General features: G+C 72.5%; 20 protein-coding genes and 3 pseudogenes. 3 read left to right on the forward strand and 20 right to left on the reverse strand.

Annotated elements, in window-relative coordinates; translation table 11 throughout:
• Positions 1-51 precede the first annotated feature (51 nt).
• The 5 genes from carB to pyrR are packed head-to-tail and all read right to left on the reverse strand — an operon-like array spanning position 52 to position 7,499.
• Entirely contained in the window at positions 52-3,444 is a 3,393-nt protein-coding gene (gene carB / locus ENC19_RS00330) for a carbamoyl-phosphate synthase large subunit (protein ID WP_164445167.1), read from the reverse strand.
• The gene (gene carA, locus ENC19_RS00335; RefSeq protein WP_164445168.1) at positions 3,437-4,600 is read right to left on the reverse strand and encodes a glutamine-hydrolyzing carbamoyl-phosphate synthase small subunit; all 1,164 of its coding nucleotides are present in this window, start codon (positions 4,598-4,600) and stop codon (positions 3,437-3,439) included. Before carA ends, carB begins: the two co-directional genes overlap by 8 nt.
• A 55-nt stretch (positions 4,601-4,655) precedes the next feature.
• The gene (locus tag ENC19_RS00340; protein ID WP_164445169.1) at positions 4,656-5,933 is read right to left on the reverse strand and encodes a dihydroorotase; all 1,278 of its coding nucleotides are present in this window, start codon (positions 5,931-5,933) and stop codon (positions 4,656-4,658) included.
• A 55-nt stretch (positions 5,934-5,988) separates the two neighbouring features.
• Positions 5,989-6,915, reverse strand: coding sequence for an aspartate carbamoyltransferase catalytic subunit (locus ENC19_RS00345; RefSeq protein WP_164445170.1), 927 nt, complete (start codon positions 6,913-6,915; stop codon positions 5,989-5,991).
• Positions 6,912-7,499, reverse strand: a complete 588-nt coding sequence (gene pyrR / locus ENC19_RS00350; RefSeq protein ID WP_164445171.1) for a bifunctional pyr operon transcriptional regulator/uracil phosphoribosyltransferase PyrR — start codon at positions 7,497-7,499, stop codon at positions 6,912-6,914. The genes ENC19_RS00345 and pyrR overlap by 4 nt, the downstream gene beginning before the upstream one ends.
• A 317-nt stretch (positions 7,500-7,816) precedes the next feature.
• Here pyrR and bldD point away from each other — a divergent pair, with 317 nt between their 5' ends.
• Positions 7,817-8,305, forward strand: coding sequence for a transcriptional regulator BldD (gene bldD / locus ENC19_RS00355; protein WP_007458348.1), 489 nt, complete (start codon positions 7,817-7,819; stop codon positions 8,303-8,305).
• Positions 8,306-8,401: 96 nt separating this feature from the next.
• Here the strand turns inward: bldD and nusB are convergent, their stop codons facing one another.
• The 4 genes from nusB to aroB form a co-directional block, all read right to left on the reverse strand.
• Complete coding sequence (gene nusB / locus ENC19_RS00360; RefSeq protein ID WP_205809128.1) at positions 8,402-8,812, reverse strand: transcription antitermination factor NusB; 411 nt, start codon at positions 8,810-8,812, stop codon at positions 8,402-8,404.
• A gap of 23 nt (positions 8,813-8,835) precedes the next feature.
• Complete coding sequence (gene efp, locus ENC19_RS00365; protein ID WP_164445173.1) at positions 8,836-9,393, reverse strand: elongation factor P; 558 nt, start codon at positions 9,391-9,393, stop codon at positions 8,836-8,838.
• 593 nt (positions 9,394-9,986) lie between these two features.
• A complete protein-coding gene (gene aroQ / locus ENC19_RS00370; RefSeq protein WP_164445174.1) occupies positions 9,987-10,433 on the reverse strand; it encodes a type II 3-dehydroquinate dehydratase in 447 nt (148 codons plus the stop codon).
• A 115-nt stretch (positions 10,434-10,548) separates the two neighbouring features.
• Positions 10,549-11,625, reverse strand: a complete 1,077-nt coding sequence (gene aroB / locus ENC19_RS00375) for a 3-dehydroquinate synthase (protein ID WP_164445175.1) — start codon at positions 11,623-11,625, stop codon at positions 10,549-10,551.
• Positions 11,626-11,758: 133 nt separating this feature from the next.
• Here aroB and ENC19_RS00380 point away from each other — a divergent pair, with 133 nt between their 5' ends.
• On the forward strand, positions 11,759-12,307 hold the full coding sequence (locus ENC19_RS00380) for a DUF2243 domain-containing protein (RefSeq protein ID WP_164445176.1): 549 nt from the start codon (positions 11,759-11,761) through the stop codon (positions 12,305-12,307).
• Positions 12,304-13,119 (forward strand): cytochrome c oxidase assembly protein, encoded by an 816-nt coding sequence (locus tag ENC19_RS00385; protein ID WP_328824124.1) that lies wholly within the window; start codon positions 12,304-12,306, stop codon positions 13,117-13,119. Before ENC19_RS00380 ends, ENC19_RS00385 begins: the two co-directional genes overlap by 4 nt.
• Positions 13,120-13,164: 45 nt before the next feature.
• Here the strand turns inward: ENC19_RS00385 and ENC19_RS00390 are convergent, their stop codons facing one another.
• The 11 genes and pseudogenes from ENC19_RS00390 to ENC19_RS00440 all read right to left on the reverse strand — a co-directional run bounded on the left by ENC19_RS00390 (position 13,165) and on the right by ENC19_RS00440 (position 24,293).
• Positions 13,165-13,680, reverse strand: a complete 516-nt coding sequence (locus ENC19_RS00390) for a shikimate kinase (RefSeq protein ID WP_164445177.1) — start codon at positions 13,678-13,680, stop codon at positions 13,165-13,167.
• A pseudogene (aroC, locus tag ENC19_RS00395) lies at positions 13,677-14,853 on the reverse strand (chorismate synthase). Before aroC ends, ENC19_RS00390 begins: the two are co-directional and overlap by 4 nt.
• Before the next feature lie 87 nt (positions 14,854-14,940).
• Complete coding sequence (locus tag ENC19_RS00400) at positions 14,941-15,861, reverse strand: glycosyltransferase family 2 protein (protein WP_164445178.1); 921 nt, start codon at positions 15,859-15,861, stop codon at positions 14,941-14,943.
• Positions 15,858-16,505, reverse strand: coding sequence for a glycosyltransferase (locus tag ENC19_RS00405; RefSeq protein ID WP_164445924.1), 648 nt, complete (start codon positions 16,503-16,505; stop codon positions 15,858-15,860). The genes ENC19_RS00400 and ENC19_RS00405 overlap by 4 nt, the downstream gene beginning before the upstream one ends.
• A 38-nt stretch (positions 16,506-16,543) precedes the next feature.
• On the reverse strand, positions 16,544-17,026 hold the full coding sequence (locus ENC19_RS00410) for a glycosyltransferase family protein (RefSeq protein WP_164445179.1): 483 nt from the start codon (positions 17,024-17,026) through the stop codon (positions 16,544-16,546).
• A gap of 32 nt (positions 17,027-17,058) precedes the next feature.
• A pseudogene (locus ENC19_RS00415) lies at positions 17,059-18,306 on the reverse strand (hypothetical protein).
• Complete coding sequence (locus tag ENC19_RS00420) at positions 18,303-19,205, reverse strand: sulfotransferase domain-containing protein (RefSeq protein ID WP_164445180.1); 903 nt, start codon at positions 19,203-19,205, stop codon at positions 18,303-18,305. Before ENC19_RS00420 ends, ENC19_RS00415 begins: the two are co-directional and overlap by 4 nt.
• A 7-nt stretch (positions 19,206-19,212) precedes the next feature.
• The gene (locus ENC19_RS00425; RefSeq protein WP_408058034.1) at positions 19,213-20,811 is read right to left on the reverse strand and encodes a lipopolysaccharide biosynthesis protein; all 1,599 of its coding nucleotides are present in this window, start codon (positions 20,809-20,811) and stop codon (positions 19,213-19,215) included.
• Positions 20,808-22,154 (reverse strand): O-antigen ligase family protein, encoded by a 1,347-nt coding sequence (locus tag ENC19_RS00430; RefSeq protein ID WP_408058035.1) that lies wholly within the window; start codon positions 22,152-22,154, stop codon positions 20,808-20,810. The genes ENC19_RS00425 and ENC19_RS00430 overlap by 4 nt, the downstream gene beginning before the upstream one ends.
• Before the next feature lie 3 nt (positions 22,155-22,157).
• Positions 22,158-23,758 (reverse strand): annotated as a pseudogene (locus tag ENC19_RS00435) (lipopolysaccharide biosynthesis protein).
• A complete protein-coding gene (locus tag ENC19_RS00440) occupies positions 23,751-24,293 on the reverse strand; it encodes an acyltransferase (protein WP_164445181.1) in 543 nt (180 codons plus the stop codon). Before ENC19_RS00440 ends, ENC19_RS00435 begins: the two are co-directional and overlap by 8 nt.
• Between the last annotated feature and the right edge of the window lie 73 nt (positions 24,294-24,366).

A 24,366-nucleotide genomic window follows, 5' to 3' on the forward strand; every position in this document is an offset into this window, starting at 1 on the left:
GACACGCCAAGGCGGCCGACAACAACTTCATGATCAACGAGAGCTGGGCGGTCACTGGGTGGGCCGGAGGATGGCGTGCAGGGACTGGAGGGGGCGTACCTGCATGTCGCCGCGGATTCGGGCCTCGATGCCCATGACGGCGGCGGCGGCGCCGGGGACGGTGGTGATGCAGGGGATGTCGGCGGTGACCGCCGCACTGCGGATCTCGTAACCGTCGGAGCGGGCGCTGGCACCGGAACCCTGGGGCGTGTTGACGACCAGGGCGACGTGGCCGCCGAGGATCAGCGACACCGCGTCGTCCTCGGAGCCGGCCTCGTAGTGCTTCGGGACCTGCTCACAGGCGATGCCGTGCCGGCGCAGCACCTCGGCGGTACCGCTGGTCGCGACGATGTCGAAGCCGAGATCGGCCAGCCGCTTGATCGGGAAGATCATGCCGCGCTTGTCCCGGTTGGCCACCGAGACGAAGATCCTGCCCTCGGTCGGCAACGAACCGTACGCCGCCGACTGCGACTTGGCGAAGGCCTGCCCGAAGGCGATGTCGATCCCCATCACCTCGCCGGTCGACTTCATCTCCGGGCCGAGCAGCGAGTCCACGCCCTTGCCGGCCGGGGTGCGGAACCGCTTGAAGGGCAGCACCGCCTCCTTCACCGCGATCGGGGCGTCCGGCGGCAGCGAACCACCGTCCCCGGTCGCCGGCAACATGCCCTCGGCGCGCAACTCGGCCAGGGTCGCGCCGAGCGCGATCCGGGCCGCCGCCTTGGCCAGCGGCACCGCCGTGGCCTTCGAGACGAACGGCACGGTACGCGAGGCGCGCGGGTTGGCCTCCAGCACGTACAGCGCGTCGTCCTTGAGCGCGTACTGCACGTTGAGCAGCCCCCGTACGCCGATGCCCCGGGCGATCGCCTCGGTGTAGCGGCGGACCTGGGCCACGTGCGAACTGGCCAGGGTGATCGGGGGCAGGGCGCAGGAGGAGTCGCCGGAGTGGATGCCCGCCTCCTCGATGTGCTCCATGATCCCGCCGAGGTAGACCTCGCCGTCGGCGTCGCAGAGCGCGTCCACGTCGATCTCGATGGCGTCGTCGAGGAAACTGTCGACGAGCACCGGGTGGTCGGGCGAGATGTCGGTGGCCCGGCCGATGTAGTCGCGCAGCGTGGCGTCGTCGTACACGATCTCCATGCCGCGACCGCCGAGCACGTACGACGGCCGGACCAGCACCGGATAGCCGATCTCGTCGGCGATCTCCTTCGCCTCGTCGTACGAGGTGGCGGTGCCGTGCGCCGGCGCGCGCAGGCCGGCCCGGGCCAGCAGCGACCCGAAGGCGCCCCGCTCCTCGGCCAGGTGGATCGACTCCGGGGAGGTACCCACCACCGGCACTCCGGCGTCCTTGAGTCGCTGGGCCAGCCCGAGCGGCGTCTGCCCGCCCAGCTGCACGATCACGCCGACCACGCCCGGCCCGCCGGCCGCCCGGCCGGAGGAGTCCTCCGCGTGCCAGACCTCCAGCACGTCCTCGAAGGTCAGCGGCTCGAAGTAGAGCCGGTCCGCGGTGTCGTAGTCGGTGGAGACGGTCTCCGGGTTGCAGTTGACCATCACGGTCTCGAAACCGGCGCCTGCGGCGCCGGAAGCGGACGCAGCGGCCATGCCGATCGGGGCGCTGCGCAGCGCCTGAACCGCGTGCACGCAGGAGTAGTCGAACTCGATGCCCTGTCCGATCCGGTTCGGCCCGGAGCCCAGGATCAGCACCTTGGGCCGCACCGAGCCGACCACCTCGGTCTCCGCGTCGTACGAGGAGTAGTGGTAGGGAGTCATGGCCTCGAACTCGGCGGCGCAGGTGTCCACCGTCTTGTAGACCGGCCGGATGCCGAGGCGGTGCCGCAGCTTCCGTACCCCGTCCTCGGCGGCCAGCTCGGGGCGCAGCGCGGCCAGCTGCCGGTCGGACAGGCCGGCCCGCTTCGCCCGACGCAGCAGCTCCGCGTCCAGCACCGGTGCCGCCACGATCTCGGCACGCAGCTCGACAAGGGCGGCGATCTGGTCCAGGAACCACGGGTCGATGCCGCCGGACGCGGCGCTGACCTCGGCGATCGAGGCGCCCAGTCGCAACGCCCGCTCCACCGTGTAGAGCCGCCCGTCGTGCGGCATACCCAACGCGGCGAGGGTGTTCTCCCTGGTGGCGCCCTGCGGGTCCGGCACGGTCCAGAAGCCGGAAGCCTTGGTTTCCATCGAGCGCATGGCCTTGTTCAGCGCCTCGGTGAAGTTGCGCCCGAGGCTCATCGCCTCGCCGACCGACTTCATCGTGGTGGTCAGCTCCGGGTCCGCGCCGGGGAACTTCTCGAACGCGAACCGGGGGATCTTCACCACCACGTAGTCGAGCGTCGGCTCGAACGCGGCCGGCGTCTTGCGGGTGATGTCGTTGGGGATCTCGTCGAGGGTGTAGCCGATGGCCAGCTTCGCGGCGATCTTCGCGATCGGGAAGCCGGTCGCCTTCGACGCCAGCGCCGATGAGCGGGACACCCGCGGGTTCATCTCGATGACGACGATGCGACCGTCGGCCGGGTTCACCGCGAACTGGATGTTGCAGCCCCCGGTGTCCACGCCGACCTCCCGCAGCACCGCGATGCCCAGGTCGCGTAGGTGCTGGTACTCCCGGTCGGTGAGCGTCATGGCCGGTGCCACGGTGACGCTGTCACCGGTGTGCACGCCCATCGGGTCCAGGTTCTCGATCGAGCAGACCACCACCACGTTGTCGTGGCGGTCCCGCATGAGTTCGAGCTCGTACTCCTTCCAGCCGAGCACGCTCTCCTCGATGAGCACCTCGTGCACCGGGCTGGCGGCCAGGCCGGTGCCCGCGATGCGGTCCAGGTCCGCGTCGGTGTGCGCCATCCCCGAGCCGAGGCCGCCCATGGTGAACGACGGCCGGATCACCACCGGCAGGCCCAGCTCGGCGACGGTCTCCCGGACCTCGTCCATCGAGTGGCAGACCCGCGAACGTGGTACCAGCGCCGCCGGGTCGGCCACGCCGAGGCGCACGCCGGCCTTCGCCACGATCTCCTTGAACAGCTGCCGGTCCTCGCCGCGCCGGATCGCGTCGATGTTCGCGCCGATCAGCTCGACGCCGTACTTCTCCAGCACCCCGGCCTCGTGCAGAGCCACGGCGGTGTTCAGGGCGGTCTGCCCGCCCAGGGTGGGCAGTACCGCGTCCGGGCGTTCCTTGGCGATGACCAGCTCGACGAACTCCGGAGTGATCGGCTCGACGTAGGTGGCGTCGGCGAACTCCGGGTCGGTCATGATGGTGGCCGGGTTGGAGTTGACCAAGCTGACCCGGATTCCCTCGGCACGCAGCACCCGGCACGCCTGCGTCCCCGAGTAGTCGAACTCGCAGGCCTGTCCGATGACGATCGGTCCCGACCCGATCACCAGGATGTGCTTGAGATCGGTCCGCTTAGGCATTGGTACGTCCCCCACTGAGAGCCCGGCCGTAGATCAGCTCGGCGAAGCGGTCGAAGAGATAGTCCGCGTCGTGCGGGCCGGCCGCCGCCTCCGGGTGGTACTGAACGGTGAAGGCGGGCACGTGGCGCGCCCGCAGCCCCTCGACCACGTTGTCGTTGAGGCAGACGTGCGACACCTCGACGCCACCGAACTCGGTGTCGATCACCTGGTCCGGCACGACCGCCCCGGCCCGGACACCCGGAACCTCGACGGCGAAGCCGTGGTTGTGGCTGGTCACCTCCACCTTGCCGGTGGCCCGGTCGAGCACGGGCTGGTTGATGCCCCGGTGGCCGTAGCCGAGCTTGTAGGTGCCGAAGCCGAGCGCCCGGCCGAGGATCTGGCTGCCGAAGCAGATGCCGAACAGCGGCACCTCGCGGCGCATCACCTCCCGCGCCAGGGCGACCGGAGCGTCGGCGGTCGCCGGGTCGCCGGGGCCCGGTGAGAAGAAGACCGCATCGGCGCCGGTGGCCAGCAGGTCCTCGATCGTCGAGTGGGCCGGCAGCACGTGGGTGGTCACGCCACGCGCGGCGAGCCGCCGCGGCACATTGCGCTTGATGCCCAGGTCGAGCGCGGCCACCGTGAACCGGTGCTCGCCCTCGGCGTCGACCACGTACGGCGTCGCGGTGGTCACCTCGGCGGAGAGGTCCGCGCCGAGCATCTGCGGCGACCGGCGGACCCGGTCGAGCAGCGCCTGCGGGTCGTCCTCGACACTGGAGATGCCCACCCGCATCGCGCCGCGTTCGCGCAGGTGGCGGGTCAGCGCCCGGGTGTCGACGCCGCTGATGCCGACCACCCCCTCGGTGGCCAGCCGGTCCTCCAGTCCGCCGGTGGCCCGCCAGTTGGAGCTGACCCGGGCCGGGTCACGCACCACGTAGCCGGCCACCCAGATCCGACGCGACTCGTCGTCGGAGGTGTTGACGCCGGTGTTGCCGATGTGCGGTGCGGTCTGCACCACCACTTGACGGTGGTACGACGGGTCGGTGAGCGTCTCCTGGTAACCGGTCATCCCGGTGTTGAAGACCGCCTCGCCGAAGGTCTCCCCGACACTGCCGTACGCCTCACCGTGGAAGGTGCGCCCGTCCTCCAGGACGAGAATCGCTGGACGCCTACGACTCATGCCGTTCCTCCGATCCGGACTGCGGTGCTCCGCTGCGCTGCGCTCCTCGCTCGGATCACTTGACTGCCTTTCCGTCCAGAACCGTCGCCTCGCCACGCAGGAAGGTCGCCACGATGCGACCCGGCAGCGTCATCCGGGCGTACGGGGTGTTGCGGCTACGGCTGGCCAGTTCCGCCGGCTCGATCACCCGGCGGGCCGCCGGGTCGACCAGGGTCAGGGTGGCCGGCGCGCCGGGGGCCGGGTCGTGGCCGTGTTCGGTGAGCCCGGCGATCCGGGCCGGGGTACGGGACATCCGCTCGGCGATCAGGTCCCACCGCGGACCCAGCACGTCGAGCGCGATGGACAGCGCCGTCTCCAGCCCGAGCATGCCCGGCCGAGCGTACGCCCACTCGCACTCCTTGTCCTCGACGGCGTGCGGGGCGTGGTCGGTGGCGATGATGTCGATCACTCCGTCGACCAGGGCGGCCCGCAGCGCGGCGATGTCGGTGGCGGTGCGCAGCGGCGGGTTGACCTTGAAGACAGGGTCGTAGGTCTCGGCACGCGCGTCGGTGAGCAGCAGGTGGTGCGGGGTCACCTCGGCGGTGACGCGTACCCCCCGGGCCTTGGCGTGGCGCAGCACCTCGACGCTGCCGGCGGTGGAGACGTGGCAGACGTGCAGCCGGCTGCCCACGTGCTCGGCCAGCAGCACGTCCCGGGCGATGATCGCCTCCTCGGCGACCGCCGGCCAACCGGTCAGACCCAGCCGGGTGGAGACCTCACCCTCGTGCATCTGTGCGCCCTCGGTGAGCCGGGGCTCCTCGGCGTGCTGGGCGATGATGCCGTCGAAGGCCTTCACGTACTCCAGCGCCCGACGCATCAGCCGGGGGTCGGCGACGCAGTGGCCGTCGTCGGAGAAGATCCGCACCCGGGCCGCCGAGTCGGCCATCGCGCCGAGTTCGGCCAGCCGCTCGCCGGCCAGGCCGACGGTGACCGCGCCGATCGGCTGCACGTCGACCAGCCCGGCCTCGCGGCCGAGCCGCCACACCTGTTCCACCACGCCCGCGGTGTCGGCCACCGGCGAGGTGTTCGCCATCGCGCAGACCGCGGTGTAGCCGCCGAGCGCCGCCGCCCGGGAACCGGTCTTGACGGTCTCGGCGTCCTCCCGGCCGGGCTCGCGCAGGTGGGTGTGCAGGTCGACCAGGCCGGGCAGGGCGACCAGCCCCTCGGCGTCGACCAGCGTGGCGTCGGGCGCGGCGAGGCCCGCGCCGGTCTCGGCGACGACACCGTCGCGGATCAGCAGGTCGGTCGGTGCGGCGCCGAGGACGCTGACGTTCCTGATCAGGTACGAGTTCACTGTGCTTCCTTCGTTCGCGACTGCGGGGCTCGCAGAACCGGCTCACTCCTCGCGCTCACCGGTTGTTCCCCCCGAGCAGCAGGTAGAGGACGGCCATCCGGACGGAGACACCGTTGGCGACCTGTTCGACGATGGTGGAGCGGGGCGAGTCCGCGACCTCCGGCGTGATCTCCATGCCCCGGTTCATCGGGCCGGGGTGCATGACGATGGCGTGCTCGGGCAGTCGGCCCATCCGCGGACCGTCCAGTCCGTAACGGCGGGCGTACTCACGGGCGGACGGAAAGTAGGAGTCGTTCATCCGCTCGCGCTGCACCCGCAGCATCATCACCACGTCCGAGGTGGGCAGCACCGCGTCGAGGTCGTAGCAGACGTCGGTACCGGGGGCGAGGGCGGCGGCGATGTCGACCGGGATCAGCGTGGGCGGTCCGACCAGCGTCACCTTGGCACCGAGGGTGGACAGCAGCAACACGTTGGAGCGCGCCACCCGGGAGTGCAGCACGTCGCCGACCACCGCCACCGACAGGCCGGCCAGCCGTCCCAGCCGGGACCGCATCGTGTACGCGTCGAGCAACGCCTGGGTGGGATGCTCGTGGGTGCCGTCGCCGGCGTTGACCACCGAACCGTCGACCCAGTCGGCGAGGCGGTGCGGGGCACCCGAGGCGGGGTGGCGAACCACCACCGCGTCGGCCCCCATCGCCTGCAGGGTCAACGCGGTGTCCTTCAGGCTCTCGCCCTTGGCGACGCTGGAACCCTTCGCCGAAAAGTTGATCACATCGGCGCTGAGCCGCTTGGCCGCCGCCTCGAACGAGATCCGGGTACGGGTCGAGTCCTCGTAGAAGAGGTTGACCACGGTCCGGCCGCGCAAGGCGGGCAGCTTCTTGACCTCACGACCGGCCACCGCGGCCATCTCGGCGGCGGTGTCCAGGATCTGGGTGGCGGTGTCGGCGTCGAGGTCCGCGCCGGAGAGCAGGTGCCTGATCATGAGGGGGTCTCCTCGCCGTGGAGCCGGACCTCGTCCGCGCCGTCGGTCTCGGCCAGCGTCACCTTGACGTTCTCGGCGAGCGCCGTCGGGATGTTCTTGCCGACGTAGTCGGCGCGGATCGGTAGCTGCCGGTGTCCCCGGTCGACGAGCACGGCGAGTTGCACCGAGGCGGGCCGCCCCAGGTCGCCGAGCGCGTCGAGGGCGGCCCGGACGGTCCGGCCGGAGAAGAGGACGTCATCGACGAGGATCACCCGTTTGCCGTCGATGCCACCGGCCGGCAACTGGGTCGGGCCGACCGCGCGGGTGGCGTGTCGGCGCAGGTCGTCGCGGTAGAGAGTGATGTCGAGCACGCCGACCGGCACGGAGATGCCCTCGAAGGAACTGATCCGGGCGGCGAGGCGGTCGGCGAGCGGGGCACCCCGGGTGGGGATGCCGAGCAACACGGTGTCGGCCGCACCCTGGGTCTTCTCGAGGATCTGGTGAGCGATGCGATCGACCACGCGGTGCAGGTCGGCGCTGGTCAGGATCACCTTCACCGAGGGTTGTCGCGGCGGCGACGACCGGGCAGCCGGTGGGTAGGCCACAGCGGACCTCCTTCCCCGCCTCACGGGACGGGTCGTTAAAGGACGTCGGAACCTCCCGGCCGGCCGAGGAGCGGCCGGCGGAGGGGCTTGGGCAACGTTACCAGTGGTCGTCGCCGCCTCGACGCGCGGGCACCAGGTACGACGGCGTATCCCCGTCGACGTTGGCTGACTGGCCAGTCAGCGAGACGAAACCGGACAAGTCACCCGGAGTGCACCATGGGAAGATCGCGACCACTTGACCAGGTGTACGAATCCCCGTACCGTCACGCTCCGTAGCGAATCGCTGGGAGAACCCGAGCAGCACTGGGAGTGTCCGAATGCCCTCTGAATACGCCAAGTCTCTGGGCGCCCGCCTGCGCTCCATCCGCCAGCAGCAGGGCCTGTCCCTGCAGGGGGTGGAGGAGAAGTCGAACGGGCGATGGAAGGCGGTCGTGGTCGGCTCGTACGAGCGCGGCGACCGGGCCGTCACGGTGTCCCGACTGGCCGAGCTGGCCGAGTTCTACCGCGTTCCGGTCTCGGAGTTGCTGCCCGACGGCAGCGGGGTACGACACGAACCCACCAGCAAGATCGTTCTGGACCTGGAGCGTCTCTACGACGAGGCCAGCGAGGACCTCGCCTACGTGGCCCGGTACGCGCGCGCCATCCAGCAGCAGCGCGGGGACTACAACGGCCGGGTGCTGTCGATTCGCGCCGACGACCTGCGCGCCCTCGCGATCGTCTACGACGCCTCGCCGTCCGGCCTGATCGAGCGGCTGACCGAGCACGGCGTACTGGTCGCCGACCCACGGGCATTCTTCGCCTCCTGAGATCGACCCCGCGACAAGGGCCCGTGCCGTCCGGCACGGGCCCCTTTCGTCGCTGTCGTCGCAGGTGCCGGCAGTCACCGGGGACCGCTGCCCACCTCAGCGGGTGGCGTACTCCGCGATTCGGCCGAGCAGACCGTTGAGGAAGCGCGGCGAGTCGTCGGTCGACATCTGCCGCGCCAACTCCACCGCCTCGCTGATCGCCACCGCGTCGTCGATCTCGTCCAGGTAGAGCAGCTCGTAGACCGCGATCCGGGCGAGGTTACGGTCGACCACCGGCATCCGGTCGAGCGTCCAGCCCTCGGCGTAGCTGGAGATCAGCTCGTCGATCCGGTCCAGATGCCCGGCCACCCCCTCGACCAGGCCGACCGCGTACCCCAGGTGGTCGGGGCGCGGCTTCACGATCCGCTCGACGTAGCCGGCCAGCACCTCGACCGGCGGACGATCACGCAGGTCGGCCTCGAAGAGCACGTCCAACGCGCGCTTACGCGCCTTGCGGCGCGCCGGCATCTGCTGCTTCGGACCCTCGGACATCAGGCGCGGCCGAGGTAACGGCCGTCGCGGGTGTCGACCTTGATCTTCTCGCCGGTGGTGACGAAGAGCGGCACCTGGACGGTCGCGCCCGTCTCCACCGTCGCCGGCTTGTTACCGCCGGTGGAACGGTCGCCCTGCAGACCCGGCTCGGTGTAGGTGACCTCCAGCACGACCGAGGTCGGCAACTCGATGTAGAGCGGCACGCCCTCGTGGGTGGCCACGATCGCCTCGGCCTCCGGCAGCAGGTAGTTGGCGGCCTCGCCGACCGTCCCGCCCATTACCGTGATCTGGTCGAACGTCTCCATGTCCATGAAGACGTAGTCCTCGCCGTCGGCGTAGAGATACTGCATCGTGCGCTTGTCGACGGTCGCGGTCTCAACCTTGGTGCCCGCGTTGAAGGTCTTGTCGACCACCTTGCCGGAGAGCACGTTCTTCAGCGTGGTACGCACGAACGCACCACCCTTACCGGGCTTGACGTGCTGGAACTCGACGACGGCCCAGAGCTCCCCGTCGAGGTTGAGTACCAGGCCGTTCTTCAGGTCGTTGGTGGTGGCCATTTCCTGCCTTGATCATCATTTGGCGGACAGACCTGGCAAGTCTACTAGCCGCTCCGCGGCCCGCCGACCGCCGTCGCCCGCTGCTGGCCGCCCACCCCGTCCAACCAGTCCCCCCGCAGTCCGCACGGCGTGACGAGGTCTGGCGCGGCGTGACGAGATCCGGCGCGGTGTGGCGGGGTCCGGCCCGGCGTGGAAGCGTCCGGCCCGGCGTAGCGGGGTCCGGCGCGGCCCAGCGTGACACGCATGGCTAGCACGCCGTGCCTGGCACAGTCAGTAATGCTCCGCCCCGCACCCCCACTACCAGTCGGCCCCTTTGCTCTGCTTCAACCCACGCAACAGTCACCTTCCGTGACAGCAACGCCTCACATCGTCGCTCCACCGCGTCAGGAAGGTGCTGGTCAGCCGCTAGTGCGTGGGTTGAAGCAGAGCAAAGGACGCGAGGGGGAGTTGGGCGGGGGCGGCGGCTCGTCACCGAGGGTATGCGACACCGAACGTAGTGGGGTGGTGAACATGAGGCGTCGGGAAGGTGTCAGCGCGGGCTGGGCGCGAAGCGGGGCGCACGCCAGCCGGGCCGGACTCAGGCCAGGCCGGACTCAGGCGGGCTGGTCGCGGCGGTTGGCCAGGTGGTGCAGGGCGAGGCGGTAGCCATCGACGCCCAGCCCGCAGATCACGCCGGTCGCCACCGCCGAGACGACCGAGTGGTGTCGGAACTCCTCGCGGGCGTGGATGTTGGAGATGTGCACCTCCACCAGCGGCCCACGAAGCATCGCGCAGGCGTCCCGCACCGCGATCGAGTAGTGCGACCAGGCCGCCGGGTTGAGCACCACGGCGGCACCCTCGTCGGCGGCGGCGTGCAGCCAGCCGAGCAACTCGTGCTCGGCGTCGGTCTGCCGCACGACGACGTCCAGGCCCAGGTCCCGGCCGGTCGTCTCGCACAGCTTCACCAGGTCGGCATAGCTGGTCACCCCGTACACGTCGACCTGGCGGGTGCCCAGCCGGCCCAGGTTCGGCCCGTTGAGCACGTAGACCCGCGTGGTCATCGAGCCGTCCTCCGATCGCGACTGCGGGGCTCGCAAACCCGGCTCACTCCTCGCGCTCACCGAACCCCCTCCGTTCGCGACTGCGGGGCTCGCAAACCCGGCTCACTCCTCGCGCTCACCGGGACACCGCGGCGTAGGCGGCGTGCAGCAGGTCGTCGTCCGGGCCGTCGAGGATCGCCGGGCGGGCCAACTCGTCGAGCACCACGAAGCGCAGCCGGCTGCCCCGGGCCTTCTTGTCGACCCGCATGGTGGCCAGCAGGCGGGGCCACGCGTCGGCGTGGTAGCCGGTCGGCAGGTCGAGCGCCGTCAGCACGGCACGGTGCCGCGCCGCGGTGGCCGCGTCCAACCGGCCGGCGAGGCGGGCCAGCTCGGCGGCGTACACCAGGCCGACCGACACCGCGTGACCATGCCGCCAGCGGTACCCCTCGACCTTCTCGATCGCGTGGGCCAGCGTGTGCCCGTAGTTGAGCACCTCCCGTACGCCCGACTCACGCAGGTCTCCCGCGACTACGTCGGCCTTGACCCGGATGGCCCGCTCGATCAACTCCCGGGTGACCGGCCCGGCCGGGTCGGTCGCGGCGGCCGGGTCGGCCTCGACCAGGTCGAGGATGGCCGGGTCGGCGATGAAGCCGCACTTGACCACCTCGGCCAGGCCGGCGGCCAGGTCGGCCGACGGGAGGCTGTCCAGCGTGACGAGGTCGGCCAGCACACCGACCGGCGGGTGGAAGGCACCGACGAGGTTTTTGCCGGCGGCGGTGTTGATCCCGGTCTTGCCGCCGACCGCCGCGTCGACCATGCCGAGCAACGAGGTGGCCACCGGCACCCAGCGCACCCCGCGCAGCCAGCACGCCGCCACGAACCCCGCCAGGTCGGTGACGGCACCACCACCGAGGCCGACCACCGCGTCGGTACGGGTGAACGCCGCCTCGCCGAGCCGGTCCCAGCACTGCGCCGCCACGTCGACATGCTTGCCGGCCTCGGCGTCGGGTACCTCGATCAGCAGGGGTGTCACCCCGGCCGCCGCCAGGTTGGCGCCGACCGCGTCGGCCAGTTCCTTCAGCGGCGGCGTGTGCAGCACCGCCGCCCGGGTGGCGTCGGGCAGCAGACCGGGCAGCGCACCCAGCAGGTCGCGGCCGACCAGCACGTCGTACGGTCGGTCGCCGCCGACCGGGATCCGGGTCACCTCGTCCATCGCCGGGAGCCTAGCCCACCCACCACCGATCCGACCCGCGCCGCCACCGGGGTGCCCGAGGGGTGGAACAACGTTTAGCGATCCGCACAGCGGGCACGGGCAGCCGGGGGGTCACGGGCGAGAGGGAGTCGACATGAGCGGGCGGACGATCGACGGTGCGGACATCCGGCTGCCCGCCACCATCCTCGGCTTCGGCCTCGGCGGCTTCGTCGACGGCATCCTGCTGCACCAGGTCTTCCAGTGGCACCACATGCTCAGCAGCACCGGCAGCGACAACATCGGGGTGCGCGAGTACCCGGTGGACACCGTCGCGGGGCTGGAGATGAACACCGTCTGGGACGGCCTGTTCCACGTGGTGGCCTGGGTGGCCGTCCTCACCGGGCTCGCGATGCTCTACTCGCGGGTGACCCGCTCCCGCGGCCGGCTGTGGCGTTCGCCCATGCTGTGGGGCTGGGCGCTGATCGGGTGGGGGCTGTTCAACCTGATCGAAGGCGTCATCGACCACCACATCCTGGGCATCCACCACGTCCGCGCGGGCGAACACCAACTCTGGTGGGATCTCGGCTTCCTCGCGTTGGGCGTGGTGCTGATCGTCGTCGGCTGGCTCGTGCAGCGCCGCGCCACCGCCGTCGACGCCGGTGCCGACGAGCGGCGGACGCGGACCCGGGGCCGACCGGGGTGAGCCCGCCGCTGGTGGTGGGCCCGGCCCTGGTCTCGGCGCACGGCACCGAGCACGGCACTACGGTCGGCCCGGCACTTCTCGTACCGCTGCTGGCCGGCTGGCTCTACCTGGCCGCCGCACTGCGGCAACGCGCCCCCGACCGGGCCGGCTGGAGCCACTGGCGCACGGCCGCCTTCGCCGCCGGGTGCGCCCTGCTCGCCATCGCTCTGCTGGTGCCGACCGACGACTTCGCCGGACACATGTGGCAGCATCTGCTGCTCGGCATGCTGGCACCGCTGGGGCTGGTGCTCGGCGCACCCGGCATCCTGGCCCTGCGCTGCCTCGACCGGCGGGCCGGGCGGGCGGCACTGCGGGTGCTGGGCCGGCCGGCGCTGCGACCGCTGACCCACCCGGTCACCGGGCTGCTGCTCACCGCCGGCGGGCTGTGGCTGCTCTACCTCACCCCGCTGTACCGGGCCACCCTCGACAGCGCGGCCCTGCACAACCTGGTCAACCTGCACTTCCTGCTCAGCGGACTGCTGTTCACCTGGTCGATCGCCGGCCCGGAACCCTACCCGCACCGGGCCCGGGTGCCGGTCCGGCTGGTGGTGCTCGGCGCGGCGGTGGTCGCCCACGCCAGCCTCGCCCAACTGATGTACGCGGGCCTGCTGGTCGACGTGCCGGCGACCACGGAGCACCTGCGCGCCGGCGCGACCGTGATGTACTACGGCGGCGACCTCGCCGAGATCCTGCTCGCCCTGGCCCTGCTGACCACCTGGCGCCCCGGACCACGTCACCGGACGGTCGGCACCGCCGTCACCGTCGGCTCCTGATCTCTGCGGCCCGCGCGCAACCGCAGACGTCGCCCGGCCCCGGCGCTACGGCTTCAGCAGGGGGATGATCTCGGCGACGATCTCCTCGGGGGTGCGGCCGTCGGTGACGACCGTGGCGGTGGCGACCTCGGCGTACAGCGGTCGGCGTTGGTCCATCAGGTGTTTGAGGGTGGCCCGGGGGTTGATCGCCAGCAGCGGCCGGCCGACGCCGAGACCGACCCGCTTCACCGCGTCCGGCAGTTCGACGGAGAGGTGCACCACCCGGTGACCGACGAGCGCGGCCCGGTTCTCCTCGGCCAGCACCGCGCCGCCGCCGAGGGCGAGCACCCCGGAGCAGGAGGCCAGCGCCGCGGCCAGGGCCGCCCGTTCGAGGGTACGGAAGTGCTCCTCCCCCTCGTCGACGAAGATCTCCGGGATCGGCTTGCCGGCGTGACGCTCGATGTCGGCGTCGGTGTCCCGGAACTCGACGCCGAGCGCCTCCGCCAGGCCCTGCCCGATCGTGGTCTTGCCGGAACCGGGCGCGCCGACCAGCACGCAGACCGGCCGGGTCGGAGCGGTCACCGGATCACCAGCGCGTCGAGGTAACCGGCCAGGTTACGGCGCATCTCGGCGACCGAGTCACCACCGAACTTCTCCACCGCCGCCTCCGCCAGCACCAGCGCCACCATCGCCTCGGCGACCACGGCGGCAGCCGGTACCGCGCAGACGTCGGAGCGCTGATTGATGGCGGTGGCCGGCTCACCGGTCGTCACGTCCACCGTGGCCAGCGCCCGGTTCAGCGAGGAGATCGGCTTCATCGCCGCCTTCACCCGCAGCGGCTCGCCGGTGGTGATGCCGCCCTCCAGGCCGCCCGCCCGGTCGGTGACCCGGCGTACGCCGGTGGCGGTGGGCACGATCTCGTCGTGCGCCTCGGAGCCCCGGGACCGGGCCTGCTGCCAGCCGTCGCCGATCTCCACACCCTTGATCGCCTGGATCGACATCAGCGCGGTGGCCAGCCGGGCGTCGAGCTTGCGGTCCCACTGCACGTGGCTGCCCAGACCGGGCGGTACGCCGTACGCCAGCACCTCCACGACGCCGCCGAGGGTGTCGGCGGCCTTCTTCGCGGCGTCGACCTCGGCGACCATCCGGGCGCTGGCCTCCGCGTCGAGGCAGCGCAGCGGGTCGGCGTCGATCCGCTCGGCGTCCTCCGGCCGGGGTCGCAGCCCCGGCTTGACGGCGACCGGGCCCAGCTCGACCACGTGCGAGACGATCTCGATGCCGAGGGCCTGACGCACCAGCGCCTTGGCCACCGTGCCGACGGCGACCCGGGCGGCGGTCTCCGCGCGCTGGCCCGCTCCAGGATCGGCCGGGCGTCGGTGTGGCCGTACTTCTGCATGCCGGCCAGGTCGGCGTGGCCGGGCCGGGGCCGGTCAGCGGCGCGTTGCGCGACTGCCGGGCCAGCTCGTCCGGGTCGACCGGGTCGGCGGCCATCACGGTGCGCCACTTGGGCCACTCGGAGTTGCCGACCCGGACGGCGACCGGGCTGCCCAGGGTGACGCCGTGCCGCAGGCCGCCGATGATCTCGATCTCGTCCTGCTCGAAGGCCATCCGGGCACCCCGGCCGTAGCCGAGCCGGCGGCGGGCCAGCTCCCCGGCAATGTCGGTGGAGGTCACCTCGACACCGGCCGGCACCCCCTCCAGCAACGCGACGAGAGCGGGTCCGTGCGATTCCCCTGCGGTCAACCAACGCAACACAGCCATGAGTCTGTCACGCCCGGAGCCCGGCACCCCGCGCCGCCCGTCGTGTCCCGCCCTCCGGACGCGACGGGCGGCGCGGGCGGGTCAGATGCCTCGGCCGCGTCGGTGCAGGGTGCGCAGCACCGTGTCGGCGCGGACCACCCGCCCGGCGACCGCCAGGGCCAGGTAGGCCCGGGGTTCGCGTGGGTTGCGCCGGATGGTCCGCCGGGCCCAGCGCACCGCCCCCCGGGAGTCGCCCGACGCCGCGCGGGCGAAGGCGATCTGCCCGGTGACCCGGGCCTGCCCCGCCGGATGGCTGGCGAACTCGGGATAGCGGTCCAGCAGCCACTGCAACGCCTCGGAGATGGTGTCCCACCGCTGGGCGAAGTAGGACCGCTTGTGCCAGCGCACCACCACGTACGGAGTGCGCAGGTTGACCAGCGGGGCGCTGCGGGCGGCCCGGAGCAGGAACTCGTAGTCCTCGGCGTAGCTGCCCGGAATCTCCTCGTCGACGAGCCCGAACCCGTCCCGCAGCGCCGACGCCCGGATGACGAAGGTCGACGGGTGCAGCTCGGTCATCCGGTCCCGCAGCAGCTCGGCCAGGCTGATCGAGTCGCGGTCCAGCACCCGCTCGACGGTGTGCCCGTCGTAGCTGACCCGGATGCCGCAGCTGACGAACTCGGCGCCGGGCACCGCGTTCAGGGCGTCGACCTGGGCGCGCAGCTTGCCGGGCAGCCACTCGTCGTCGTCGTCGCAGAAGGCGACCAGCTCACCGGTGGCGGCCAGGGTGCCGGTGTTGCGGGCGCCGGCCAGGCCCGGGGTCCGCGAGTTGGTGACCACCCGCACCGGCCGGTTCGGAGCCGAGAGCTCGGCCAGGGAGCCGTCCGGTTCGGACTGGTCGTACACCACGACCACCTCGACCGCAGCCGGGTAGTCCTGCGCGACGATGGCCCGTACCGCGGCCCGCAGCAGCTCGGGTCGGTCGCGGGTGGGCACCACCGCGCTCACGCTCGGGTACTGGGTCACGGCTTCCGCCTTCCGTTCGGGCCGCGCCACGGCCGCCACCAGGGTCGGTGCTGCCGCTGCGCGGCGGCCACCAGGTCCTCCACGATCACTCCCACCCGCCGCACCGCGGCCCGCCGCCCGTCGGCCGCATCGGCGTCCACGGCGACGGTGAACCGGGCCCGGTCGGCGAGACCGGTGGCCAGCGTGTCCAGCAGCTCCTGCCGGGACTCGCAGAGCGCCACCAGGCCGGCCGCGCCGAGTCGGCGGGCGAACAACAGCTGATGGTCGTCGACGTGCTCGCCACGGGTCGGGTCGCGGGGCACCACGATCGGCAGGTGTCCGTGCCGGCGGGCCTCCAGGATGGTGGCCGGGCCACCGTGGCAGACCACCAGGTCGGACCGGGCCATCGCCGCCTGCAGCTCGGCGTGACCGAGGAACGGCACCGCGTCGGGCAGGTCGGCGGCCCGGGTGTGTCCGTGCTGCACGGTCAGCCGAACCTCGCCGGCGATCTCGTCGTGCCAGTGGCGCAGCCAGTCGACCAGCCGGTCGAACGGATGCTTGTCGGTGCCGACGGCCACCAGCACCTGTGGCCGGCCGTCGGTGCGCGCCTCGCGGGGCTCCGGTACGCGTACCGTCGGCTCGTCGGGAGTAGGGCGGGGCCGCAGCGGCGTGACGCGGTGCCCGTCGCCGGGCGCGTCGCCGCTCACAGCAGCGTCCCCACGACGGTGGCCTCCGGGTACTGGCGGCGCTGCTCCTCCCACTGCACGAGCATCGCCGACAGGAACGGTCGGCACAGCCGGGCGGTCAGCGTCGGTGTGTCGATCCGGTCGTAGACCTCGATGTAGACGGTCGGGATGCGGCGCAGCCGGGCCAGCACGACGAACGGCACCGCCACGCCCGCGCCGGTGGTGACCACCGCGGCGACCCGCCGTCGCCGCAACACCCGGACGGCCAACCACGCGTTGCGCAGCAGGTTGCCCAGGTGACGGGTGGTGGGATGGTACGCCGGAACGACGTCCTCCCCGGCCAGCAGCGACAGCGCCTCCGGCGTGTCGAAGGTGACCCAGCAGCGCCGCCAGGTCTCGTACCAGGGCCGCAGCGCCAGCAACTGCGCCAGGTGCCCTCCGCTCGACCCGACCAGCAGCAACACCGGCTGCTGATCGGCTCCCAGTTTGGTGTTGTCCACGCGACTCCCCACAAGTCCGCTTGACGTGTCGGTCAGCTGTGTCGGTTCGAAATGGTGTCCAGCAGGGCGGGATGCAGCGCCGGGTTCCAGCCGGCACCGGCGTCGGCCAGCCGCCAGGTCCGCAACCACATCTCCAGCAGGTAGGCATCGGCCACCAGCCGCTGCCCGGCCCGGTCCAGCCCCAGCGCGTCGCCGTGCCGGTCCAGCCAGGTGTCGACCTGCCGGGCCGCCGCAGCGGCCGGTTCGCCGCGCGCCACGAGCGCCCGCTGGAACGCGTCGTGGGTCAGGTCGAACCCGACGGGCACCTCCGGCCCGCTGTGCTCCCAGTCCCAGGCGATGAGTTCTCCCTCGTGCCGGCCGAGGTTCCACGGCACCCAGTCGCCGTGCCAGTGGCCGAACTCGACGGCGACGTCACCGTGCCGGCGGGCCAGGTCGGCGACGGCGGCCGACGCACGCTCGCCGACGGTGTCCGCGGCCCGCCGCGCCTGCTCGGTCAGGCGGGCCAGGAACGGTGAGCCGGCCAGCGGCCGGGCCGGCGCCGGCGGGCGACCACGCCGGGCCACCGCGAGCAGCGCCGTCAGGTCGGGCGGCGCGTCGATGGACAGCCCCGGATCCGCGCCGGCAGCGGCTCGACCACCGCCACCGCCTGCCCGGCCCAGGCGAACTCGGTGAGCAGGCGCGTGGTGCCGGGGTGCCCGGCCGTCCCGGCCAGGCCGGCGACCTCCCGCAGCGCCGCGGCCTCGGCGGTGACCAGCGCCCGCGTGGCGTCGTTCCAGCCGATCTTCGCGTACCCGCGCGGTTCGCCCCGGTCGTCGAACAGTTGCAGCGTCGGCTTGTGGTTCGATCCGGCGGACGCACCCCGAAGGCCGCGTCACCGGTGTGCCGAGTTCGGCACCGACCCGCGCGGCGAGCAGCACCTCCGCCGGATCGAGCCCGACCGGCACCGCCACGGTCAGCACCGGAAAGGGCGCCCGGTCCACCGCGCCGGCCCGCGCCGCCACACCGAGCACCGCCCGCGCCGCGCGCAGCTTCGCCGGGCGCAGAGCGTTGTACGACAGCAGCGCCGCCGCCGCGACCCGGGGGCGACCCAACGGCAGCAGGAAGCGGGCCCGGGCCACCGACGGCACCACCGCGTACCGGACCACGACGGTGTGCCCGGCCGGTGGCTCGGCGTCCACGGTCACCGCGATCCGGGCGTCGGAGAAGACCGCCCGGGTGACCCAGCCCAGCCCGTCGTCCCGGCTGCGCGGATCGCCCGTGGTGGTGGCCGAGGCGGTCACGCGACCCGGTCCGGCCAGTCGAGCCGCAACCCCAGCCGCTGCCGCAACGCCTCGTTGTGCGGGCGGTAGTACGCGGTCAGCTCGGCACGCAGCGCCGGCTCCAGGGGCGCGGACCGCCGGTCGTTGTAGACCTTGAAGTTGGGCAGGTCGAACGGGGGCAGGCCGAGGAAGTCCAGGGTGCGCCGGTAGGTCGCCCGCGCGTCGGCGTACAGCTCCTCGCTGGGCAGGAAGAGGAGCTGGCCGCGGTCGAAGCGCTCCAGCCACGGTTGCAGATGCTCCAGGTACCGGCCCCGCGCCCGGTAGGTGTACCAGTCGTAGGGCTCGCTGAAGTGGTTGGGTTCGGCGATCAGCCGTTCCCGCTCCCCCGCCGTGCGCTCCTCCTCGGCGGCCAGCGCGGCAGCGAAGTCCAGCGGCTCCACGCCGTTGGTCCGCCGTTCCTTCCAGTGCGAGTAGGCCCGTTCCACCGGGTCGCGCAGCAGCACGATCAGTCGCACCGAGGGCATCAGCGCACTGACCCGCTCGGCGGCCAGCGGATGGAACATGTACAGCGGGGCGGCCTCACCGACGCGGACCGGACCGTCGTGGCGGTTCTCCAGTGCCTCCCGCTGCCGCTGGGTCGGGAAATGCGAGCGGTACCACGCCTCCCCGCGACTCCAGTGCTCCTCGAAGTAGTGCGAGGACTTCGTGTTCCAGGCGGGAAAGAGCCGGGGTACCAGCGGATGCTGGATCAGGTAGTTCCACAGTGAGGTGGTGCCGCCGCGTTTGGTGCCGATGATGAGGAAGTCCGGCAACGGCCGCCGGTCGCTGGTGCGTACCCCGTAGTCGACGAGGCTTTCCCGTACCCGGTTCGTCACCTGGGTCGGCACCAACTGCTTCACCCGGTCCCTAATGGACGACACGACGAATTCACCTGCCCTTCGATGTCCGTGGCGGGGCGCCGGCCGGCGCCTGGCCACGGATCTGCACCATGGTCACCCGGATGCCGCGCCGCACCCGGGACAACGTCAACAAGCCGACGCACACGGTGGCGAGCGTGGCCACCGCGAGCAGCAGTCCGGCGATGTCGCGGCCCGCCACCGCCAGGCCGGCCACCGCCGCCAACCCGACCCCCGCCACGGTGGTCGCCGCCGCGGCGAGCATCCGGGCGTCGACCAGGGGTTGGCGCACCACCAGCCGGGCGAATGTGGCCGCGCAGAGGTTCTCGGTCACGATGCCGGCGGCCCACGCCACCGCCGCCCCGGTCGCCCCGTGGGCGGGGATCAGCGCCATCCCGCCGCCGACGGTGACGAGCAGTCCGGCCAGTGCCGCGGCCAGGTGCAGGCCGCTGCGCCCGCCCATCAGCAGCAGACTCTGCACGTTGCCGACCCCGGTGTTGACGAGCATCGCCAGGGCCAGCACCGTCATCGCGGCGGCGCCGGCGGTGAACTCCGGGCCGAACAGCGCCAGGAAGGCCGGTGCGAAGACGGCGAGCAGCAGGTACACCGGCCAGGAGAGCACCAGGCCCCAGCCGGTCAGCTGCCGGTGCACCGCGGCGGCGGCGACCCGCTCGCCCCGACCGAGCAGCCGCGACAGTTGCGGGGCGGTGGCCACCCGCAGCCCCTGCATGGCGAGTTGGCCGGCGAGGACGTAGCGGCCGACGGCACCGAAGACACCGGCGTCGGCCGGGCCGGCCAGGGCCGAGGTGAGCAACACACCGATCCACATGCTGCCCGCGTCGATCGCCGCCGAGGCGGCGCGGGGCAGCGCGAACCGCCAGAACGTGGCCCAGTCGCCGGGCCGCGGACGCAGCCGGGCGCCGGCGCCGATCCCGAGCGGCCCGGCGACCAGGATCAGGCACACCAGCAGTGCCATGGCGGCGGGCACCAGCCAGCCGGTCATCCCCGCCAGCAGCCCGCCACCGGCGAGCACCGCCGCGCCGACGAGCAGTGGACGGGCGACCGGCAGCAGCAGGAACTGGACCGCGACGTAGGACCGCATCGGGCGGACGCAGCGCACGACCGCCAGCAGCAGGTTCATCGCGACCACCACGGGCACCGCCGCGAAGGTCACCACCAGCAGCGGCCCGCCCGCCGAGCCCAGCAGCCGACCCGCGAGCGGCCCGGCCACCCACGCGCCGCCCACCGCCACCAGCACGGCCACCAGCAACGGTGGGATCATGGCGACCGGCAGCGCCCGGGCACCGTCCCCGGCGGCACCGGCCCGTCGGCGCGGCAACGCCCAGATCAGACCGGTCTCCGCGCCGAGGGTGCAGATCGCGGCGGCGACGGTCACCACGCCGATGGCGGCGAAGAACGCGCCCGCCCCGGTGGTGCCGTAGCCGCGGGTGATGACCACCGCGAGCACGAAGCCGAACAGACCACTTGTCGCCGCGCCGAGCAGCCCGGCCACCCCGCTGCGGGTGCTGCGCCGGGTCTCGGCCGCCCCGTCCACCGCCGCCGTGGCGGCGACGGCGCCGGCCGTACGCGCGGGATCCTCGCCCGTCGGTGGGCTGGTGGTCGCCGTCACGCCGGCACCACCGCCGCCCGCCGCGACGACCCACCCGGTGCGGTACGGCGTTCCCGTTCGCAGAGCGCGAACGCGAAGGCCACCGCGAAGAAGGCCACCGCGAGGTTCTGGTTGGCCATCCCGTAGAAGGGCACCTGTACCAGACAGATCAGCGGGACGACGGAGAGCCACTGCCCCGCCGCCGAGGTGGCCCGGGCGCAGCTCAGCGCGGCGGCGACGAACCAGCCCAGAAAGCAGAGCAGGGCCGGTACGCCGTGGCTGAACAACACCATCCACAACTGACCCTGGGTGCCGATCGGCGCGTCGGCGGTGACGGTGTCCACCTCCATCGGCGCGCCGTAGCCCAGCCAGGGCGAGTCACCCACCCGGCGCAGCACCTCGGCGTAGAGCGAGAGCCGGTCGGTGTTGGTGTCGCTGGACTCGACCCGATTGCCGATCAGCTCGGCGACCGGGATGAACAGGCTGGCGATGCCGCCGAGTACCACCATCCCACCGATGGAGGCGGCCACCCGGATGTTGCCGCGCAGCGCCGCCCGCACTCCGAGCACGGCGAGCCCGACGCCGAGGCTGAGGAACATCGCCCGGTTGAGCGTGAGGAACGCCGGGACCAGCGACACCGGCAACGACGCCAGCAGCGCCCAGCGCAGCAGGCCGCGCCGCCGCATCATGGTGTACGCGACCACGCACGGCAACGTCATCGCGTACGCGCTGCCGTAGTTGTTGGTGTACGCGTACGGAGCCGCCGGGCGGTAGATCGGGTTGAGCGACCGGGTGCTGTACTCCGCGGTGCTCAGGTGGACCATGTCGCTGATGAACGGCACCCCGGACACGCCCGGCGGCAGCAGCGCCTCGACCGGGGTGGCCAGTTCCAGGCGCGGCACCAGCACGCCCAGCCAGCCCAGCGCGACAAGCGCGAACCAGAACGCGCACAGCGGCACCAGCACGGCGGCCTGATCGGGACGCTCCCGGGCGACGGTGTAGACGTAGACCGCGACGACGAGCGCGGTGAGGTAGAACGCCAGCCGCAGCACGAAGGTGGGCAGCGAGGTCGGCGCCGCCAGTCGGGTCGCGCTGACCACCACGAGGGCCACGAAAAGCAGCCAGATCCCCGTGGCGGGGGGCAGCGGCACCCGGCCCCGGGTGGCCAGCAAGGTGAACAGCAGGGCACCCAGTAGCGGCCAACCGAGGTAGAAGGCGCCGGCCACCCACCAGAGCGGCACCAGCCCGAACATCGCCACCAACGGCCACAGCGGCAGTCGGGGCGGCGCGGCGGACGGGGGGCGGGTAGCGGCGCTGGCCGGTAGGGGCGGCTCGGTGGTCGCCGGGGCGCGGGTCAGCGGCACGCCTCAGCTCCGCCCGCTGCGGCACAGCACGAAGCCCAGCGGGTTGACCCCGGCCGCCCGCAGCCGCTCGGCGAGCCGGCGCAGGTCGGCCTGACGGGTGCGGTCGCGTTCGACCACGACCACGGCGGTCCCCTGCCGGGCCGCCGCCACACCCCGCTCGTCGGCCCGGCCGGCGGGGCGTTGTACAGCACCAGACGCTGGTCGGCACCCTGCCGCCAGGTGCCGAACCGCACGCTGCCGGCGCCCACCACCACCTGCTCGTCGCCGGTGGCCCGTCCGTTCTCGCTACTGCTGACGGTCTTCGCGACGCGGGGCAGGGTGAGCGTGGCTTCCGGGTCGGTCGAGGGTCGGGCGCCGACCGGATGCGGGGAGGGACGTCGGGTGATCACCTCGGTCGGACCGTCGTCGGTGTCCGTGCCGGCGGTGCGGGGCTTGGGCACGGCGGGTCGGGTCGGGTCGATGGCCGCCGGCAACCGGCCCCGGTCGGTGAGCACCGTGGCCCGCAGCCGATCGATCCGGCCGCTGTCGTCGGCCACGAACACCTCCCGCCCGGCGACGGCGAGGGCGACCGCGAGCCCGGCGGTGATCGCGGTGGCGTCCTCCCGGGCGGTCACCACGGCGACCCGGGCGGGTTGGCGTACCCGCTCGGCGACGGCCATCGCCACGTAGCGGATGTCGGCGTCGACCGCCCGGCCGCGTAGCCGGGCGCGGCGGACGGTGCCCAGCAGCGGCAGGCCGGTGCTGTCCCGCGCATCGGCCACGCTGCGGATGCGCCGGTCCGCCGACTCCCACAGGAAGGCGAGCACCAGACCGATCACGGTCCCACCGAGCAGCCCACCGGCGAGCAGCAACGACGAACTGCCGGAGGTGGTGGCCAACTCCTGCTCGGCGCTACGGGTGACCCAGCCCGGGTTCACGTCGACCGCGGCGATCTCCGTGCGGGCGGAGCTGAGCTGGGTGAGCTGGTTGTTGATGCCGCCGAGTTCGGCGACCGCCGCCTCCGCGGCGGCGGCGTCCCGGGCGTTGTTGATCCTGCGCTGCACGGTGTTGCGCTGGGCGACGATCTTCTCGATGCTCTCGTCGTACGAGTTCAGCATCTCCTCGCGCTGCTTCTCGTACATCCCACGCCGGATGTCCAGATAGCTCTGCGCGGCCAGGTTGGCGCCGGCCACCGCCCGTTCGGCGTCGCCGGCCCGATAGAGGAAACGCAGGATCTGACCGCCGGCGGGCACCTCCACCTCGAGGGCGTCGCGCACCGTGCGCTGGTCCGAGTCGAACGTCGCGGCGAGCTTCCCGACGACCTCGGTGCCGGTGGCGATCCCGCTCTCCACGTTCATGTTCACCGCCCGGTCGGCGGCGGCGCCGCTGGGCGTGAAGGCGTCGGTGACCACCGGCCGGACCGCGACCACCGCGCTCGCCGTCACCGTGGCCGGCGCCACCAGCACGTAGCCGACCGCGGCGAGCAGTCCACCGAGGGCCACCGCCGCGACCAACCGGATCCGGTGCAGCGGCACCCGCATCACGTCGGTGATGGTGACGCTGCGGGACGTCGGGGCGCTGGCTGGACCGTCGCCGGTCCAGGCGCTGGGCGCGACATCAGTCATGGAACTTCTTCGCTATCTGTTGTGGATTGCCGATCACCACGACTCCGGGCGGCACGTCGGTGCGGACCACCGTCGCGGCACCCACGACGCTGTCCCGGCCGATCCGCACCCCCTTCATGACCAAGGCGTGCGCACCGATCCACACGTTGTCCTCGACGGTGATCGGCGCTCGGCTGGCCGGCGTGGGCGGGTCGTGACGGCGCTGCGGGTCCAGGTTGTGGAAGTCGTTGTCGAGCAGTTCGCAGTCCGACAGCAGGCACCGGTCGCCGATGGTCACCGAGGTCCAGGTGCCGATCCAGGTCGCGTTGAGCAGGCAGTCGGCGCCCACCCGCACCTCGCCGGGCCCGGCGAAGCGGACCAGTTTGTTCAACCGGGTGTGCTCGCCGATGCTGACCCGCACGCCGCGGCGCAGCCGGATCCGGCCACGGATCTCCACCCCCGCCCCCAGCCGCAGGCGCGGATAGCGCAGCCGATACCAGCCGCGCTTGGCCGCGAAGACGATACGCACGACGAGTCCACGTCGGATGCCGGACAACGAGCCTCCCCACCTTCCTCGGGTCGGCGGCGGGAGACCCGACGCCGACCCGAGGTGAACAAACTACCGAGGA

Source organism: Verrucosispora sioxanthis (assembly GCF_010560025.1).
Classification (GTDB): domain Bacteria; phylum Actinomycetota; class Actinomycetes; order Mycobacteriales; family Micromonosporaceae; genus Micromonospora; species Micromonospora palythoicola.